This window comes from Achromobacter pestifer, assembly GCF_902859625.1.
Classification (GTDB): domain Bacteria; phylum Pseudomonadota; class Gammaproteobacteria; order Burkholderiales; family Burkholderiaceae_B; genus Achromobacter; species Achromobacter pestifer.
Window position 1 is genome coordinate 17195 of the sequence record NZ_CADIJX010000005.1, and the last position, 18928, is coordinate 36122.

Genomic DNA, 18928 nt, shown 5'->3' on the forward strand with positions numbered 1-18928 from the left:
TGAGCGCAGGAAGCCGAACGTCTTCGCGCAACGGGGACACGACGAATGTGGCGGCCCATGGCCTGGCCGGGCAGGCAAAAAAATAACCCCATGTAAGAACATGGGGTTATTCAGCGGACTAAGCCGCGCGCGCGTTGATGCCTGGCATCTTGCGCGTACTACCGCAACGCGAGGGGCCTTGCCCCTCTGCTCCGCTTAGATGACGGATTCGCGTGCAGCGCGCTTGCGCTCGTTTTCCAGCAGGTAACGCTTACGCAGACGGATCGACTTCGGCGTGATTTCCACGAGTTCGTCGTCGTCGATGAATTCCACGGCGTATTCCAGCGACATCTGGATCGGCGGAACCAGGCGCACGGCTTCGTCGGTGCCCGAGGCGCGCACGTTGGTCAGCTGCTTGCCCTTGATCGGGTTCACGACCAGGTCGTTTTCACGGCTGTGGATACCGATGATCATGCCTTCGTACAGCGCATCACCCGGGCTCACGAACATGCGGCCGCGATCTTGCAGCTTCCACAGCGCGTAGGCCACGGCGTCGCCCTGGTCCTGGCTGATCAGCACGCCATTGCGGCGCTCGCCGATCGAGCCTTCCTTGATGGGCGCATATTCGTGGAAAATGTGGCTGACCAGACCCGTACCGCGCGTCAGCGTCAGGAACTCGTTCTGGAAGCCGATCAGGCCACGCGCGGGGATCAGGTATTCCAGGCGGGTGCGGCCACGGCCGTCCGGCTGCATGTCCTGCAGATCGCCCTTGCGGCGGCCCAGTTCTTCCATCACGCCGCCCTGGTGGGCGTCTTCCACGTCGACGGTCAACGATTCGAACGGCTCGCACTTCACGCCATCGATGTCCTTGAACACCACGCGAGGACGCGACACGGCCAGCTCGTAACCTTCACGGCGCATCGTTTCCAGCAGAATGGTCAGGTGCAATTCACCACGGCCCGACACTTCAAATACCGTGTCATCGCCCGTGTCGCGCACACGCAGCGCCACGTTGGACTTCAGTTCGCGATCCAGGCGGTCGCGCAATTGGCGGCTGGTGACGAACTTGCCTTCGCGGCCGGCCAGCGGCGACGTGTTCACCATGAAGTTCATGGTCAGCGTCGGCTCGTCGATGCGCAGCATCGGCAGGGCTTCCTGCGTGATCGGATCGGTCACGGTGCAGCCAATGCCCAGTTCTTCGATGCCGTTGATCAGCACGATGTCACCGGCTTCGGCTTCTTCCACCACCACGCGCTCCAGGCCATGGAACTTCTGGACCTGGTTGATGCGGCCGCGGCCGTTTTGGCCATCAGGACCGAACCTGTAAGCGACTTCCATGCCGGGGCGCATGCGGCCACGGTTGATGCGGCCCACGCCGATCTTGCCGACGTAGCTGTTGTAGTCCAGCGAAATGATCTGCATTTGCAGCGGACCATTGGGATCATCGTCGCGTTGCGGCACGTGTTGCAGGATGGCCTCGAACAGCGGGCGCATGTTGCCTTCGCGCACGTCCGGGGTCAGGCCGGCGTAACCGGACAGGCCCGAGGCATACACCACGGGGAAGTCCAGCTGCTCTTCGGTCGCGCCCAGCTTGTCGAACAGGTCGAACGTGGCGTTGATGACGAAGTCGGGACGGGCGCCCGGACGGTCGACCTTGTTGACCACGACGATCGGCTTCAGGCCCAGGGCCAGTGCCTTGCGGGTCACAAAAATGGTCTGCGGCATCGGGCCTTCAACGGCGTCCACCAGCAGCAGCACGCCGTCAACCATCGACAGCACGCGCTCGACTTCACCGCCGAAGTCCGCGTGTCCCGGGGTGTCGACGATGTTGATGTGCGTGCCTTCGTATTCAACGGCACAGTTCTTGGCCAGAATCGTGATGCCGCGTTCTTTTTCCAGGTCGTTCGAGTCCATGACCCGTTCGGTCAGCGCCTGGTTTTCGCGGAAGGTGCCGGATTGGCGCAGCAGCTGGTCGACCAAGGTTGTTTTACCGTGGTCCACGTGGGCGATGATGGCGACGTTGCGCAAGGCGCGAGTCATAGCGAGTCCTTTAAGGTCAGGGTGGAGGGCAGCAAGCCCTCCGGCAATTCGTTCAGTGCAAGCAATGCCTGCTTGGGGTCTGGCATGGCCTGCAAGGCTTCCAGCGCAACGGCGCGTTCCAAAGAAAAAGGCCCGACGTGCGTGCGCCGCAGCGCCGTCAGGTGGGCGTAACAGCCCAGCACGCGCCCGATGTCCTGGGCCAATGTGCGGATGTATGTGCCTTTACTGCAAGCCACATCGATCTCTGCCTGCGTCCCCGACAGGGACAGCAGCTCGATGCGGTGAATCGTGATCTGGCGCGGTGCGCGTTCCAGCTCGATGCCGGCGCGCGCGTACTCATACAACGGCTTGCCGTCGCGCTTCAACGCGGAGTACATCGGCGGAATCTGCTCGATCGTGCCCGAGAAACGTGACAGCGCGTCGCGCAGCGCCTGTTCTTCCACGGCAAAGCCCGGTTCAGCGGTTGACACGACATTGCCGGTCAAATCGCCAGAATCGGTCTCGGTGCCAAATTGCAGCGTAGCGCGATATGCCTTGTCGGCGTTAAGCATCGCGCCAGAAATTTTGGTCGCGCGTCCCATGCAGCACACCAGCAAGCCGGTGGCGAAGGGATCCAACGTGCCCGTGTGACCGGCTTTCGCCGCGTCCATGGCACGTTTGGCGCGTTGCAAGGCGTGGTTGCTCGACAAACCTACGGGTTTGTCGAGCAACAGCACACCGTCGAGCGCAAGCCCGCGTCGTTTAGCCATCGTCGGAATCCGGTTGAAAAGCAGTGACGACAGCCCGATCAGGACTGGTCTTCTGGTTCGTCGGGCACGCCCGAGTGGGGGCCAGGCCGATTTGCGCGGTCGATAAGGATCGACATTTCGATGCCACGGGCGATTTGCTCGTCGTGGAAGAAGCGCAAAGTGGGGACAGTGTGAATGTGCAGCAGCTTATACAACTGCGAATGCAGCCAACCGGCCTTCTCGTTCAGCAAGGCGGTCGCGGCTTCGGGCTCAGCGCCCAAAACCGTGAACCACACCTTGGCATGCGCGTAGTCGGTCGACAGTTCCACACCAGAGAGCGTGATCAGTCCAGCGCGAGACATATCGATCTCGCGCTGAATGATCTCGGCCAGATCCTTCTGGATCTGGTCGGCCAGCCGCAAATTGCGACCGGGGATGGCTTTGGACTTGTGACGGCTCATTAGAAATAATGCCTCGCGGACGCTTTACAGCGTACGCGCGATTTCCTTGATTTCAAAGACTTCCAGTTGGTCGCCCACCTGGATGTCATTGTTGCCGCGCAGCGTAAGACCGCAATCGAAGCCCGACTTGACTTCCTTGACGTCGTCCTTGAAGCGGCGCAGCGATTCCAGATGCCCCGACCAATGAACCACGTTGTTGCGCAGCAGGCGTACCTGGGAGTCACGGCGCACGATGCCATCAAGCACCATGCAACCCGCGATGTTGCCGAGGCGCGAGATGCTGTAGACCTCACGGATCTCGACCAGGCCGATGATTTCTTCTTTCTTCTCGGGTGCCAACATGCCCGACATGGCCGCCTTAACTTCATCCACGGCGTCATAGATGATGTTGTAGTAGCGGACGTCGATGCCGTTGTTCTCGGCCAGCTTCTTGGCGCTTGCTTCCGCACGCACGTTGAAGCCGATCACGACTGCGTTCGAGGCGATGGCCAGGTTGATGTCGGTTTCCGAGATGCCGCCCACGGCCGCGTGCACCACTTGCACACGGACTTCGTCGGTCGACAGCTTGACCAGCGACTGCACCAGCGCTTCCTGCGAACCCTGCACGTCGGTCTTGACGATAAGGGTAAGCGTTTGCGTGCCCTCGCCCAGGTTGTCGAACATCGATTCCAGCTTGGCCGAATGCAGGCGGGCCAGTTTGACGTCGCGGAACTTGCCTTGGCGGAACAGCGCGATTTCGCGCGCCTTGCGCTCGTCGGACAGCGCCATCAGCTCGTCGCCGGCGGCGGGCACTTCGGTCAGACCCTGGATTTCCACCGGGATCGACGGGCCGGCCGATTGAATCGGCTTGCCGTTTTCGTCCAGCATGGCACGGACGCGGCCAAAGCTTGCGCCGGCCAACACCACGTCGCCGCGCTTGAGCGTGCCGCTCTGCACCAGAATCGTCGCGACCGGGCCACGGCCCTTGTCCAGACGGGCTTCGATGACCAGACCCTTGGCGGCGGCCTCGACCGGAGCCTTCAGCTCCAGCACTTCAGCTTGCAACAGCACGTTTTCGAGCAGGGTGTCGATGCCCTCGCCGGTCTTGGCCGACACGCCGACAAACGGCACATCGCCACCGTACTCTTCCGGCACGACTTGTTCGGCAACCAGTTCCTGCTTCACGCGGTCCAGGTTGGCGGACGGCTTGTCGATCTTGGTCACGGCCACGACCATGGGCACGCCCGCAGCCTTGGCGTGGTGAATGGCTTCACGGGTCTGCGGCATCACGCCGTCGTCCGAAGCAACCACCAGGATCACGATATCGGTCGCCTTGGCGCCGCGGGCACGCATGGCGGTGAACGCCTCGTGGCCCGGGGTGTCAAGGAAGGTCACCATGCCGCGCTCGGTCTGAACGTGGTAGGCGCCGATGTGCTGCGTAATGCCGCCGGCTTCGCCCGCGGCAACCTTGGCGCGGCGGATATAGTCCAGCAGCGAGGTCTTGCCGTGGTCGACGTGGCCCATGACGGTCACGACCGGTGCGCGCGGCAGTTGCTCCGCTTCAGAAACCGTGGCGGTTTCGTCCAGGAAGGCTTCCGGATCATCCAGCTTGGCGGCGATCGCCACGTGACCCAGTTCCTCGACCACGATCATGGCCGTCTCCTGGTCCAGCACCTGGTTGATGGTGACCATCTGGCCCAGCTTCATCAATTGCTTGATGACTTCGGCGGCCTTGACGGACATCTTGTGGGCCAGGTCGGCCACGCTGATGGTTTCCGGCACGTGAACTTCACGCGCGATGAATTCTTGCGGTGCCGGCTCGTTGCGGCGGTCGTTCTGCTGGTTGCGGCCACCACGGCCGCCGCCCTTGCCACCACCCTTGCCGCCTGCGCGCCAGCCATCACGGCTGGCCGGGGCTGCGGGCTTGTCGGCGGGCTTCTTGCGCGATGCGTCATCAGACCAGGTCGAAGCGACTTCGGCGGTCTTGATGGTCTTTTTCGCACCGGGCGCGGCGGGCTTGGCGTCCTTCTTGGCGCCAGGCGTGGCGCCCGGCTTGCCAGCAGGCTTGTGCAGCGTGCCCGAAATCGGGGCAGCGGCAGCAGCAGGCGCCTCCGGTTCGGGAGCGCGCAGCACCTTGCGGGGACGGTTCAGCATCTCGCGCAGCGCGGCAGCTTCGGCCTCGGCGGCACGGCGGGCCTCATCGCGGCCAGCCGACGTAGCGGAGGCAGCAAGCGGCGGGCCGGCACGGCGATTGTCGGCACGATTGCCTACCTTGACGGCAGGCGCGGCGGGCTCGGGCTTCGCGGCGGATTTGACGGGTTCGGACTTCGCAGCAGGCTGAGCCTGGGCGATAGGCGCATTGGCCTGGGGGGTAGATGTTTCGGACTTATTGGCTAGCACAACGGGTTCCGGCTTGGCTTCTTCAGCCATGGGCTCGGTGGATTCAGTCTTAACTTCGGGCTTGGCCTCTTCGGCCACGGGCTCGGCAGGAGCAGGCGCCGGCGTCGGTTCCGGTTCAGGCTGGGCCTGGACTTCGGAGGCTTGCACCTCGACGGGGGCGGGCACTTCGGCCGCGACGGATTCAACAGGCGCGGGCGCTTCAACCGGCGCGGGCGCTTCTACAGCAACGGGCTCTTCCGCCTGGACAGGGGCCGGAGCCTCTGCCTGAACGGGAGTGGCCTCGCGGGGCTCGACCACGGCAGGAGCCTCGGGGGCAGCCGGCGCGGACACCTGCTGCTCGTCTTCGACGGAGGCTTCATCTTCGGCGCGCGCGGACGCGGCCTGTTCCAGGGCGATTTCGGAGGGATCACGCTTGACGAACACGCGCTTCTTACGCACTTCAACCTGAATCGTGCGCGAGCGGCCGGTGGCGTCAGCCTGCCGGATCTCGGACGTCTGGCGGCGCGTCAGGGTGATCTTCTTGCCTTCGGTCGCGCCGTGGGCGCGACGCAGCGATTCGAGCAATTTCGCCTTGTCGCTGTCGGTGACGGAATCGTCAACCGATTTGAGGTCAACACCAGCCGAGCGCAGCTGATCCAGCAGCACATTGGCAGGCATTTTCAGCTCGGTAGCGAACTGGGCGACGGTGTTACTCGACATTAGGCTCTCTCTTCCCTATATGCAGCTATTACAAACAACGTGAACTTGCGGTGGATACATCCAGCACTACCCACCGCAGACCCGTGTCCTTTTGGTTATTCTTCGTCGAACCAATGGGCGCGGGCACGCATGATGAGATCGCTGGCTTCCTGCTCGGTCAAACCGGCGATTTCCGCCAGTTCGTCCGTTGCCAATTCGGCCAGATCATCACGGGTATGCACTTGACGCTCGGCCAGCTTGCCAGCCAGTTCCTGCGTCATGCCTTCGAGTTCAAGCAAATCCTGTGCGGTCTCAAGGCGCTCTTCCTGGGCAATTGCCTCAGTCAGCAGCGCATTGCGGGCACGGGCACGCAATTCATTGATGGTGTCTTCGTCAAACGCTTCGATTTCCAGCAGTTCCTGCATGGGCACGTAAGCGATTTCCTCGATACCGGTGAAACCTTCGTCGATCAGGATGTCAGCGACTTCCTCATCAACGTCCAGCTTGCTCATGAACGTGGCGCGCAGACCCGACCGCTCAACTTCCTGGCGGTTCAGGCTTTCTTCCGGCGTCATGATATTGATCTGCCAGCCAGTCAGTTCGGACGCCAGGCGCACGTTCTGACCCTTGGCACCGATGGCCTTGGGCAGGTTCTCTTCGTCGACGACAACGTCCATCGCGTGCTTGTCTTCATCAACGACGATCGATTCGACGTTGGCCGGCGCCAGGGCGCCGATGACAAACTGCGCCGGGTCTTCCGACCACAACACGATATCGACCTGCTCACCGCCCAGCTCGTTGCGGACTGCGGTGACACGCGAACCGCGCATGCCCACACACGTGCCAATGGGGTCGATACGCTTATCGTATGCCACCACGGCAATCTTCGCACGCACGCCTGCATCACGAGCAGCCGCCTTGATTTCCAACAGGCCCTGTTCGATTTCCGGAACTTCGTTCTCGAACAACTGGCGGATGAACTCCGGCGAAGTGCGCGACAAGATCACTTGCTGGCCGCGCGCGGCGTGGTCAACACGCAACACAAAGGCGCGAACGCGATCGGCAACCCGGAGGTTTTCCTTCGGGATCATTTCGGAGCGCGGCAGGCGCGCTTCGATCTTGCCGGTCTCGACAATGGCATCGCCCTTGTCCATGCGCTTGATCGTACCGGACACGATGGTTTCGCCACGGTCCAGGAAGTCGTTCAGCACCTGCTCGCGTTCAGCATCACGGATCTTTTGCAGAATGGCCTGCTTGGCCGCCTGCGCGCCGATACGGCCGAATTCGATGGGTTCGAGCGGCTCTTCGATGTATTCGCCTTCCTGGATATCAGGGACGATTTCCACCGCATCCGACAGCATTTCCTGCTTGTCGGGTTCTTGCAGCCCGGCTTCATCCGGCACCACCAGCCAACGGCGGAAGCCCTCGTGATCGCCAGTTTCCCTATCGATGGCGACACGAATGTCCGCATCATCCTTGAAGCGCTTTTTCATGGCCGAGGCCAGCGCACTTTCCAGTGCACCGAACACGACGTCGCGCGTGACGTTCTTTTCACGCGCCAAGGCATCGACCAACAGAAGAATTTCGCGACTCATCGCTTTTTGCCCTTGAAATCCAGAACGGGATCCAGTTTTGCACGTTCGATGTCATCGACCGTGAAGTTCAAAACCTGGACTTCGTTCTTTTTTGCCTCAAATTCGAGACCGAACACGGTCTTGTGCATGCCAGCAGCGGCGTCCGAGGCAGCGGCGTCGCCCTCAGGCACGACCAACGTGCCGGAGAAGACTTTACGTCCGTCTAATGCCTCGCGCAGCTTGATTTCGATGTGCTCACCCACGAAACGGCGGAACTCGGCCTCGTTGCGCAACGGGCGGTCAATGCCCGGCGAACCGACTTCCAACCGTTTGTAGTCGATGTTCTCGACTTCAAACACCCGCGACAATTGGCGCGACACCTGCTCACAGTCTTCGATGCGCACACCGCCGACCCGATCGATCGTCACGCGCAAAAGGCCCAGGGCGGCACGCTCGACGTCTACGAGTTCGATGTCCATGCCGGCCAGAGCCTCTTCGGTCAATGCGAATAAATCAGCCATATACTCAAAAAAAATGGGCTGTACGCCCAGCCCACCGATATTGCGCAGAGCCCAGCCGCTTCCCTACTACACGTAAGGAGCAATGCTGGGCAGCGCCCTATATTGCGACCTAATTTGTGGTTTGCGCCACGGGTTTCCCCCACACTGTCCCGCCCCAACCCGACAATCCGGGCCCGACGGCACTTGGCGCAAATCCGATGCCAACTGCTATTGCCTACCGCCTACTGCGCTTGGCTTGTGTGCGGCGAACCCGCTTACTGCGGTTGCCGCGCTGTGCTTGCTGCACGGTAGCCGCCGCACCGTAGTCACAACGATGCAACCACTCTTGCCGCACGGCCCACGGCTACTTGCAGCCGCCCAAGCATCATCGCCAAACGCCATTGCCTGCAAAAAGCAATGACGCGAAGCCATGAAAACCATTGATTTTACCAGATAAACCGGAAAAACGCCTGATTCGTCACGGGCTTACGTTTATATGGGACATATCGGACCCGGCGGCGCGGCCAGCGCGCCGCCCAGCAACGATCAACGCCCCTGGCGACCACGCCCGCCCATCACGCCAAGGCGCGATTCGTGCGCCGAAGCGCCCCGCGGCTGCCAGTCATCGCCACGCGGCGAAGACGACGCATTGGCACTGCGCGGTGCGCGCGGCTTGCCGCCCGCACCCGGACCCTTATTGCCCGCGCCGCTACCGGCAGCGCGCGAACCTTCAGCCTTGTTGCCGCCACGGCCGCCCGAACCCGCCGGCTTGCCGGCACGCCCATTACCGCCGCCCGCACCCGCCGGCTTGTTACCGCCAGGCTTGCGACCAGACGGCTTGCGGCCACCGCCCATCGGCGCGTCGGCCACATTACCCGTCACGGCATCCGCCGAGGCCACGTTGCCCGAGGGGCCATTGGCGGCCGCCGAACGCGGACCACGCGGCTTGCCAGCAGGCTTACCGCCCGGCTTGCCGCCCTGCTTGCCTCCTGGCCGACCGCCACCGCCCGCCGACGCGGAACGGGCGCCACCACCCGGCTTGCCGGTTTTGCGATTACCGCCCGCACCTTCCGACGCCAGCGGATGCCCATTGGCATAACCGCCCGCGATCATCAGGCCCGTGCCGAAAGGATCCGACGGACACGCGGCAGTCTGGCCCGCGCTACCTTGACGGCCGCCTTGCAGCTTGCCGCGACGGCCGATGCGAGCACCGTTCATGCCGTTGCGGTCCATGGTGCCGAATCCCGGAGGCAGCGCGCTGTCATGCGATTGCGGCTGTTTCGAGCGGCGGCGATTGCCGCCAGATTCGTCGTCTTCACGCAACAGTCCCAACTGGACCATCAGCGCCGTGACCAGCGAACCATCCAATTCTTCCCAGCGGCCGCGCCGCAACGTGCGAGGCAGCACCACATCACCGAAACGGGTGCGGATCAGGCGGCTGACGGTGACGCCAACCGCCTCGAACATGCGGCGGACTTCACGATTGCGGCCTTCCTGCAAGGTCACGCGGTACCAGCGGTTGCTACCGTCGCCACCGAGGTAATCCAGCGCGCCAAATGCCGCCAGGCCGTCTTCCAGCTCAATGCCATCAACCAGGGACTGGCGTTGCGCCTCGTCCATCTCACCCAGCACACGAACCGCGTACTCGCGCTCGGTGCCATAACGGGGATGCATGATGCGATTGGCCATGTCGCCCGAGGTCGTGAAAATCAGCAAACCCTCGGTATTCAAGTCCAACCGGCCGACCGACAGCCATTTGCCGGTGCGCAGCTTGGGCAAACGCGCAAAGACGCTGGCACGGCCACCCGGATCGTCATGGCTGACGATTTCACCGGCCGGCTTGTGATACAGGATCACGCGCGGCGGCTTCTTCGTATTCACGCGCATGATGGGCTTGCCATTGACGCGGACTTGATCGTTCGGCGCCACGCGCTGGCCAATATGGGCCGGTTCGCCGTTGACCGACACGCGGCCGGCCACGATCAGCTCTTCCATTTCGCGGCGCGAACCGACGCCGGCATCCGCCAGCACCTTATGCAGCTTGGGCATGACCGAATCGCTGTTCAGGTACTTGCCCAGGCGCTGCTCCATGCGATCCGCCGTCTCCAGGTACGACAGCGCTTGCTCGGCTTCCTGCTCGCCGCCACGGGAGTCGGGCGACTCGACCGGGGCGACGGCGGCAGCCGCTGCGGGCTGACCCTCAGTTGCCGGGGCCTGCTCGGCCGCAGCGTCGCCACGACGGCGGCGGAACGGCGTCCTTAGCTTGCGCCCACGCCCACGGGCGCCGGCCTCGCCTTCGGCTGCCGGCTCACGCGCGGCGGAGGAACCCGGCTGATCGTTGGAAACGGTGTCATCCGAACGGGGATTGTCGTCCTGCATTGCAGTATTCGTTGTCACTGGGACAGCTCCGAATTTCAAACTTGGGTAGGCCTGCCAGGGGCAGGCTCGTCATCATCAGGGGACGCCGACTCGCGGTCGGCGCGAGGCCGTTCCGGATCTGCCTCGCCCGACGCCACGGAGGCGGCATCGGGGTCGGGCCGAACACGTTCGTCAAGACCGATGGCGGGCTCATGCCCGGCGGCGCCAGGCGCTGCGTGATCGGTCTCGTTAATCGGTTCGGTCGGTTCCGCGTGTTTTGCGTTCTCGACACTTTCCTTTGCAGCACCGGCATCAGTGACGTCGGCGGCTATATCGGTAGTGTCATTGCCGGCCCCTTCGTCGGGAAAACCGGACGGGGTCAGCGTATTGGACAAGCCTTCGGCTTGCTCCCGGACGGTGGGTTCGTCTGCGGGATCCGCGCCTTCTTCTGTGCGCGAAACGACGGATTCTACGCTATCGCTCGGGGCTATGGGTGCATCGTGTTCCGAAACAGACAATTCCGCAACCGGGATATTGTCATTTTCGTCTCCGCCCGATGGCGTATCAACAACGATTTCGCCCTGCACACCGATTTCACCGTCGGGCACCGCACCATCCTCGACAGCGGCGTCCGCCGGCGCATCGCCCGGGACAGCGCCCTCGCCCGTCAGCTGCTGCACTTCGCCCAGGTCCAGCCCAGCCAGCGCGGCGGCGGCCTGTGCGGATTCCAGCGGCGGAAGCTCATCCAATGCCCGCAAGCCCAGATCGTCCAAAAAGTGGCGCGTGGTGCCAAACAGGGCGGGACGGCCCGGGGCATCGCGATGCCCGATGACCTCGATCCACCCCCGGTCCTCCAGTGCCTTCACGATTTGTGATGACACGGTAACTCCACGGATATCCTCGATGTCGCCGCGCGTCACCGGCTGGCGCCACGCCACGATCGCCAGCGTCTCCATGACGGCGCGCGAATACTTGGGCGGCTTTTCAGGGCTTAACCGCTCAAGGTAGCGCTGCATGTGCGGACGGCTCTGGAAACGCCATCCGCTAGCCAATTGCACAAGCTCCAGGCCGCCATCGGCCCAATTGCTTTGCAATGTCTCCAACAGCGAGCGCAGCTTGCTGTTGTCGAATTGTTCATCGTCCCCGAATAGCTTGCGCATATCGGACAGTTGCATCGGCTGCACCGCGCATAAAAGCGCGGTTTCCAACACGAGTATTGCCTCGCTATCGTTCATCGACATTCAAATTCAAAAAGGGCTAACTTGCGCTAGGTTGAAAATAAGGTTAATATTCTTTTCTCAGACGCGGGGTGGAGCAGTCTGGCAGCTCGTCGGGCTCATAACCCGAAGGTCGTAGGTTCAAATCCTGCCCCCGCAACCAAATTGATCAAGGCCTGGCGAATGCGCCAGGCCTTTTTCATTTGTGCCTGAAGATTTTGTGCAAACGAATTAATCTGCGCGCGCAAAACCACCGCATCAGCGGGTCCGCGACAGACGGCATTGGTTTGCGTAGAGTTCACAAAATTCCTGTATTGATTGCCCTGAACGGCGGACGCCCATGGCGGGCATGCATCAACGACATGCGCCGAACTGGCCGCGCCGATCAAGATAGGGCGATGTGCCTGCCCCCGATTTCCATCGCGGCAGACGCCTCAAGCAAATTCTGGAAAAGCTGGCATCACACGCCAACAAGCCTGCGGGCTACGCCGGTATCCCGGCGTCTTCTACCTGCGGCGATCAGTATCAAGTACCTGGATCATCAGACAACGGATTCGGTATTGCGACCAGCTGCCGCACCCTGAACACCGTGTGTCCCCTTCCGTGCATGCGAAGACCGGCTTCGCGATGCAGTGGCCAACCCCAGGCCAGACTTACGATTCTTAGATGTTTTCGAAGACTAGATGCTAGCGGACATTATGCTGCATCACGGCTTGCCAGCGGAAAGATCCAACAAAACACGACCGGCCCGCTGAAAGCCGCACCCAAATTATACCGCCATAACTTCCGCCCTCAAGCTCGGCCGCCCGCAACGCGGCGCCTCAGGACGACGCCACAGGCTTGTCCCAGGGCGCGGAACCCAGCCGCTCCACCAGAAAATCCAACATCGAACGCAGGATCAGCGGCATCTGGCGCCGCGAGGCGTATACGCCATAGATCCCCAATTCCTGGGGTTTGCACTGCGGCAGAATCGCTTTCAATCGTCCGGCCGCCACATATTCGGCGGCGTAGTAAGTCGGCAACATGGCAATGCCCGCCCCTTCCACCGCCGCGCTCAGCAACACGGAAACCTCATTGGCGCTGATGTTTCCACTGACTGGCACATCCACTGGCAGACCTTCGCGCTCGAAGCGCCAGAGACTTTTGCCGAAATAGGAGTGTGTCAGGCAGTTGCGCAAGGATAGATCCTCGATGCGGGCTGGCACCCCCTCACGCGCCAGGTATTCGGGCGACGCACACACCACCGAGCGACAGACGGCCAATTTGCGGGCGATCAGGTTGGGATCCAGATCATTGGTGATGCGCACCGCCAGATCCACGCGCTCTTCCACCAGATTCACGGCGCGCTCGACCAGCATCAGATCCACCGAGGTGCCCGGATGCTGCTTGACGTAGTCGGTCACGGCGCTGGCCAGATGCCGCGAACCGAAGGACATACTGGTGGTGATGCGCAACTGGCCGCGCGGGGTGTCTTCCGGCGTGGAGACCGCGCTGCGCAGATCGCCCACCATGTCCAGCATCTGCCGGCATCGCGGCAGCGTTTCCGCCCCGGCAGGCGTCAGACTGAGCCGGCGCGTCGTGCGATGCAACAAGCGCACCCCGACCCACTGCTCCATTTCGGCCAAATATCGCGACACCATTGCGCGCGACATGTCCAGATGGACCGCCGCCGCCGACAAGCTTCCCCTGTCAGCGACTTCCACGAACACCTGCATGGCTTTCAGACGATCCATGATTGTCTCGATTTTTGCATCAGACCGTACCGGTTATACCGTATTTTCATGCAACATCCGTGCCCAAATAGCGACACAAGGCCCGGCCGCCCTCAGCCCGGGCAGGACCAGACCGCACTCAGGCAGGCATCTGGCCCAAGGCCTCGCAGACGGCGGCTCGCACCACCCCGGCATCCAGGCCGCGCACGATATAGACCAGATGCGACGCGCGATCATCGCTCGGCCATTGCGACAGCAAACGCAGGGGATAGAGCTCGCCATGGACGCCATGCACCTCGCACGGCAACGCCTCGCCCTCGAAACACACCAGTCCCTTCATTCGCAACAGATGCGGGCCGAAGCGCTCCTGAATGCGCGACACGCCCGCCAGAAAGGCGGCCCGCCCAAGCGGCGACGACAAGGTCAGCGAAAAACTGGCGACCTGCGCGTGGTGGCCGGCCGCCGGTTGCGCAAATGCCTGTAGCCAGTTCGTCAGCGCCACGCCATCGCGCCGCGCGAGCGCATCGGGCCCATCCCGCAAGACGCCCGCCAACGGCGAATCCTGACGTTGCACGCAACGCTGCGCGCCCGGATTGATGGAGATGACCGCCTGCTCCACCCGCCGCAATTGCGCCGCATCCGCCAGATCCGACTTAGTGAGCACGACGGCATCCGCCAAGGCCAATTGCCGGGATGCCTCAGGCTGCGTCGCCAATTGCTCCTCACCGTGACGCACGTCCACCACCACGATCGCGCCGCGGTAGGCGTAGCGCTCGGCCAGGAAACGATCGTGCTTCAGCATGAACAACGTCGAAGCAGGGTCCGCAAGCCCGCTGGTTTCGATCAGCACGCGACGGAACGGCTTGATCCGGCGGCTGAGCGCCAGCATGAAAAGGTCACGCAGGGTGTCGACCACCACCCCGCTGACCACACAACACAGGCAGCCGCCCTCGATCAGCACGACGTTGGCAGGCGCCAACCGCACCAAATGGTGATCGACGCCGATGTCGCCGTACTCATTGACAATGACCAGCGCGTCGGCATACGCGGGCTCGTGCAGCAGACGGTTGAGCAGCGTGGTCTTGCCGCTGCCCAGAAACCCCGAAATCACCGTCACGCCGATGCGCTTGTCCTCGTCCATGTCCACCCACTCAACGGGCCTTACCCCGGATTCTGCGGCCGCCCCCATTCCGGAAACGGATCCCTCATTGCAGCCAACTCGTCGGTGGGCCGCGTCATTTCTTCCTGCGTCATCAGGCAGGCCTGCAAGCGCGCCCGTAGCGCGGCCTCGTCCATGCCGATGCCGATCAGCACCAATTCCTGACACCGATCGCCGTAGACCGGATCCCAATCCTTCACGATTGCGGCCCGCGACGACTCATCTTCCGGCCAATGCTCACGCGGCAGCGCCGCCCACCAATACCCGGCCGCACCGTAGCGAGTGACCGGCCCCGCCTGCGACCACGATGCCGCGAAGGCCGGGCGCGTCACCAACCAGAAATAGCCCTTCGACCGCACCACCCCGGGCCACTCCTGATGCAGGCAGTCCCAGAATCGTTGCGGATGAAAGGGCCGCCTGGCTCGAAACACGAAACTACCTATCCCGTATTCCTGGCTCTCTGGCACATGCCCGCCGCGCAGCTCCTGTAGCCAGCCCGGGGCCTGAGCGGCGGCCTCAAAATCAAAACGCCCCGTATCCAGCACACGGTCCAGCGACACTTGGCCGAATTCGCTGCGCACGATGTCCGCACGCGGATTCAGGCGATGCAACATAGCCTCCAGTCGAGCCAGTTCGTCAGGCTCGACCAAATCGGTTTTGTTCAAGACCAGGACATCACAGAATTCCACCTGCTCGATCAACAAATCAACGACCGTGCGGGCATCCTCATCGCCCAGCGCCTCGCCGCGCGCGGCCAAGCGGTCTTCACTGGCATAGTCGCGCAGGAAGTTGAAGGCGTCCACCACCGTGACCATCGTGTCCAGCCGCGCAACATCATCCAGGCTCGCGCCGTCCTCATCACGGAAGGTAAAGGTCTCGGCAACGGGCAAGGGCTCGGAGATGCCCGTCGATTCGATCAACAAGTAGTCAAAACGACCCTCGGCGGCGAGGCGGCGGATCTCGATCAGCAGGTCCTCGCGCAGCGTACAACAGATGCAGCCATTACTCATTTCGACCAATTTTTCATCTGCGCGCGACAGCGCCGCCCCGCCCTCGCGCACCAGGCGCGCGTCGATGTTCACCTCGGACATATCGTTGACGATGACCGCCACGCGCCGACCCTCGCGATTGTTCAGCACATGGTTGAGCAGCGTCGTCTTGCCTGCCCCCAGGAATCCCGACAACACCGTCACCGGCAAGCGCCCACCACGCAGCGGGACCGCCCCCTCGCTTTCCGACCCTGCGTTTTCCGACCCGTCTTTTTGCATCATGGTCACACCCCAAAATTGAAATGTTATTACATAACAAATCCAAGTCAATCTCGGCGTCGACGCAATCCAGCGAAAGCGCAGGACTTCAGACAGTCAAAGGGGTAGGGAAAGCAACCCGGGGAACCCAGGGCGGGAGCGGCCTGATGCGGCAGCTTGATGGCGCAGATTCATACTCATGGCGCATGGGCCAGGACACATTAGCCATGACTCATGATTCATGGCGCGCAAAAACCAAAAAGGCCACCCACTTTCGTGAATGACCTTTGAGTGCTCAGCGCTAGCACGCTGAACTGTCGGTATGAAATGCTTTTGGCTCCCCGAGCTGGGCTCGAACCAGCGACCTGCGGATTAACAGTCCGTCGCTCTACCGACTGAGCTATCGGGGATCTGCCAAGAACGTAATTATGAACTAAATTTTTTGACCACGCAAATCGACGTTTTTTTGTATTCTTTTGGCGGGTTTGTTTCCCATCACAAAAAAACTCTGATATGATTTCGGTCTTTCCAGATCAGGCCCCATAAACAGGGCGACGAACTGGGAAGAACAAAGATGTTTTGCTTGTAGTTCAGCATTGCCGAATTCAACACCGGCGCGCAAGAATCAAAGCAAATGGTCTTGCCGGCATAGCTCAGTTGGTAGAGCAGCGCATTCGTAATGCGAAGGTCGTAGGTTCGACTCCTATTGCCGGCACCAAATTCAAAAAGCAGCCCTCTCGGGCTGCTTTTTTCATTTCCGCCCCAGGCTTCGCCCCTTCCTATTGCGTACGCGCCCGGTCCCGGGAACTCCGTCCGCCTGTCGCACGTCCAACTTGCTGGATTCCCGACAACACCAAGCGAAGACCACCATGCGCATCCTACTTGTCGAAGACGACGTCATGATCGGTGAGAGCGTGTTGGACTGCCTGCGAGCGGAGCATTACGCCGTCGACTGGGTCAAGGACGGCAACGCCGCGGAACTTGCGCTGCGCACCGACACCTATGACCTGATCCTGCTGGACCTGGGCCTGCCCAAACGCGATGGCCTGACCTTGCTGCGTGATCTGCGCACGCGCAAAGACCGCACGCCTGTTTTGATCGCCACGGCGCGGGATGCCGTCAGCGACCGCATTGCCGGATTGGACGCCGGAGCGGACGACTACATCGTCAAACCTTATGACATGGACGAGTTGCTTGCCCGCATGCGCGCACTGATCCGCCGCAGCGCCGGCCGCGCCGAGCCCGTGTTTGAACACGAGGGCATCACCATCGACCCGCAATCACATGCGGCCATGGTGGACGGCACGCCGGTTGCGCTGACCGCCCGCGAATGGGCCGTCCTGGAACCCTTGATCGCGCGCCCCGGAATGATCTTTTCACGCGCGCAACTGGAAGAAAAACTCTACAGCTGGAAAGACAGCGTCAGCAGTAACGCCGTTGAGGTTTATATTCATGGCCTGCGCAAGAAACTGGGTCCGAACCTGATCCAGAACGTCAGAGGCGTCGGCTATGTCATCCCTAAAACATGAGCATCCGGCTTAGCTACTCGCTGAGAGCCCGTCTGCTTTTCTTCCTGCTGGCCGCCATCGCGGTCGGCGCGCTGGTGCAAGGCGCCATCGCCTATCGCAGCACACTGGCGCAGGCAGACGATATCTTCGATTCGCTGCTGCAACGCACCGCCCTGTCCTTGGGCACGGGCGACGGGCTGTTGCGCACCGGGCCCACGCATGCCCTGGGCGCGGGCTCCCCCGTCGCTGACGACCTGATCATCCAGATCTGGACCCCGGACGGCCTGCGCGTGTTCAATTCGCGTTCGCGTCGCCCGCTGCCCGATCAGATCGTGCTGGGGTTCTCCGACGTCCGGATGGAAGGCATCACCTATCGCGTGTATTCGCTGGCCACCCCGTTCCAGGTGATCCAGGTCGCACAGGACATGAACGTGCGCACGCACATGGCGCGCGCGCTGGCCCTGCGCACCATCGCCCCCATCGCGGCGGCCGCGCCCATCTTGATGTTGATCATCTGGTGCGTGGTGAGCTGGTCGCTGCGCCCCGTCAAGCGCGCCCGCGCCCAGGTGGCGGCACGGCAACCCGAGGATCTGTCACCGGTCAACGTGCAGGGCTTGCCGGATGAGATCCAACCCCTGATACAAGAACTGAATCTGCTGCTGGAGCGAATGCGCGGCGCATTCGCCCAACAGAAACAGTTCGTGGGCGACGCGGCCCATGAACTGCGTTCTCCGCTGACCGCGCTGCGCCTGCAACTGCAAGCCTTGCAACGCGCGGGCGACGCCGAAAGCCGCCAAGTGGCCGAACAGCGCCTGGTCGCGGGCATCGACCGCGCCACCCACCTCGTCGAGCAATTGCTGTCCATGGCCCGCCACGAAAGCGCGGCAGAACCCTCGCCTGCCGCCCCGGTCGATCTGGCCGACGTCTTGCGTCAGGCGCTGTCCGAAACCCTGCCGCAAGCCAATGCCAAATCGATCAGCATTGATATGGATGGCGCGGCCGAGGCCTGGGTGCAGGGGCATCGTGACGCCCTGGTGCTGCTGGCCCGCAACCTGCTGGACAACGCCATCAAGCACACGCCCGAAGGCAAGCACATCCGCCTGCGGCTGGAACAGACGGCGGACAAGGCATCATTCATGATCGATGACGAAGGCCCCGGCATCGCGCCCGCCGAACGCGAGCGCGTGTTTGATCGCTTTTACCGTGCCGAAGGCAACACGCAACACGGCAGCGGCCTGGGGCTGTCGATCGCCCGCGCCATCGCCAACCGCCACGGCGCCGAGATCTACCTGGAAGACCCGCCCGACGGCCAAGGACTGCGTGCCCGGGTGGAATTCGCCCGCCAGCGTTGAATCCAGCGATTTAAGATTCACCTAAGTGTCAGGCCC

At 62.4% G+C, this 18928-nt stretch carries 13 protein-coding genes and 3 tRNA genes; 4 read left to right on the forward strand and 12 right to left on the reverse strand.

Annotation, left to right across the window (positions count from 1 at the left end; genetic code table 11):
• Window positions 1–195: 195 nt before the first annotated feature.
• The 8 genes from typA to scpB all read right to left on the reverse strand — a co-directional run bounded on the left by typA (window position 196) and on the right by scpB (window position 11938).
• A complete protein-coding gene (gene typA, locus HV753_RS19295) occupies window positions 196–2019 on the reverse strand; it encodes a translational GTPase TypA (protein WP_175176227.1) in 1824 nt (607 codons plus the stop codon).
• Window positions 2016–2768 (reverse strand): tRNA pseudouridine(55) synthase TruB, encoded by a 753-nt coding sequence (truB, locus tag HV753_RS19300; protein ID WP_175176228.1) that lies wholly within the window; start codon window positions 2766–2768, stop codon window positions 2016–2018. Before truB ends, typA begins: the two co-directional genes overlap by 4 nt.
• A 38-nt stretch (window positions 2769–2806) precedes the next feature.
• Entirely contained in the window at window positions 2807–3208 is a 402-nt protein-coding gene (gene rbfA / locus HV753_RS19305; protein ID WP_006218273.1) for a 30S ribosome-binding factor RbfA, read from the reverse strand.
• A gap of 24 nt (window positions 3209–3232) precedes the next feature.
• Window positions 3233–6286, reverse strand: coding sequence for a translation initiation factor IF-2 (gene infB / locus HV753_RS19310; RefSeq protein ID WP_175176229.1), 3054 nt, complete (start codon window positions 6284–6286; stop codon window positions 3233–3235).
• 95 nt (window positions 6287–6381) lie between these two features.
• Window positions 6382–7860: a transcription termination factor NusA gene (nusA, locus tag HV753_RS19315; protein ID WP_175176230.1), complete on the reverse strand. Its 1479-nt coding sequence runs from the start codon at window positions 7858–7860 to the stop codon at window positions 6382–6384.
• Window positions 7857–8360: a ribosome maturation factor RimP gene (gene rimP / locus HV753_RS19320; protein WP_175176231.1), complete on the reverse strand. Its 504-nt coding sequence runs from the start codon at window positions 8358–8360 to the stop codon at window positions 7857–7859. The genes nusA and rimP overlap by 4 nt, the downstream gene beginning before the upstream one ends.
• Window positions 8361–8885: 525 nt before the next feature.
• Window positions 8886–10718 (reverse strand): pseudouridine synthase, encoded by a 1833-nt coding sequence (locus HV753_RS19325; RefSeq protein ID WP_175176672.1) that lies wholly within the window; start codon window positions 10716–10718, stop codon window positions 8886–8888.
• 35 nt (window positions 10719–10753) lie between these two features.
• Window positions 10754–11938 (reverse strand): SMC-Scp complex subunit ScpB, encoded by a 1185-nt coding sequence (gene scpB / locus HV753_RS19330; RefSeq protein WP_175176232.1) that lies wholly within the window; start codon window positions 11936–11938, stop codon window positions 10754–10756.
• Between the two features lie 62 nt (window positions 11939–12000).
• Here scpB and HV753_RS19335 point away from each other — a divergent pair.
• A tRNA-Met gene (locus tag HV753_RS19335) sits at window positions 12001–12077 on the forward strand.
• 658 nt (window positions 12078–12735) lie between these two features.
• Here the strand turns inward: HV753_RS19335 and HV753_RS19340 are convergent.
• From HV753_RS19340 to HV753_RS19355, 4 genes are all read right to left on the reverse strand, one after another.
• Window positions 12736–13647: a LysR family transcriptional regulator gene (locus HV753_RS19340; RefSeq protein WP_175176233.1), complete on the reverse strand. Its 912-nt coding sequence runs from the start codon at window positions 13645–13647 to the stop codon at window positions 12736–12738.
• A 118-nt stretch (window positions 13648–13765) separates the two neighbouring features.
• Complete coding sequence (locus HV753_RS19345) at window positions 13766–14767, reverse strand: CobW family GTP-binding protein (protein ID WP_175176234.1); 1002 nt, start codon at window positions 14765–14767, stop codon at window positions 13766–13768.
• 20 nt (window positions 14768–14787) lie between these two features.
• On the reverse strand, window positions 14788–16056 hold the full coding sequence (gene zigA, locus HV753_RS19350; protein ID WP_246288327.1) for a zinc metallochaperone GTPase ZigA: 1269 nt from the start codon (window positions 16054–16056) through the stop codon (window positions 14788–14790).
• 310 nt (window positions 16057–16366) lie between these two features.
• Window positions 16367–16442, reverse strand: a tRNA-Asn gene (locus tag HV753_RS19355).
• A gap of 232 nt (window positions 16443–16674) precedes the next feature.
• Here HV753_RS19355 and HV753_RS19360 point away from each other — a divergent pair.
• The 3 genes from HV753_RS19360 to HV753_RS19370 all read left to right on the forward strand — a co-directional run bounded on the left by HV753_RS19360 (window position 16675) and on the right by HV753_RS19370 (window position 18892).
• A tRNA-Thr gene (locus HV753_RS19360) sits at window positions 16675–16750 on the forward strand.
• 151 nt (window positions 16751–16901) lie between these two features.
• Window positions 16902–17561 carry a response regulator gene (locus tag HV753_RS19365; RefSeq protein WP_175176235.1) on the forward strand — a complete coding sequence of 220 codons (660 nt, stop codon included), beginning with the start codon at window positions 16902–16904 and terminating at the stop codon, window positions 17559–17561.
• Entirely contained in the window at window positions 17558–18892 is a 1335-nt protein-coding gene (locus HV753_RS19370; RefSeq protein WP_175176236.1) for an ATP-binding protein, read from the forward strand. Before HV753_RS19365 ends, HV753_RS19370 begins: the two co-directional genes overlap by 4 nt.
• Window positions 18893–18928 lie beyond the last annotated feature (36 nt).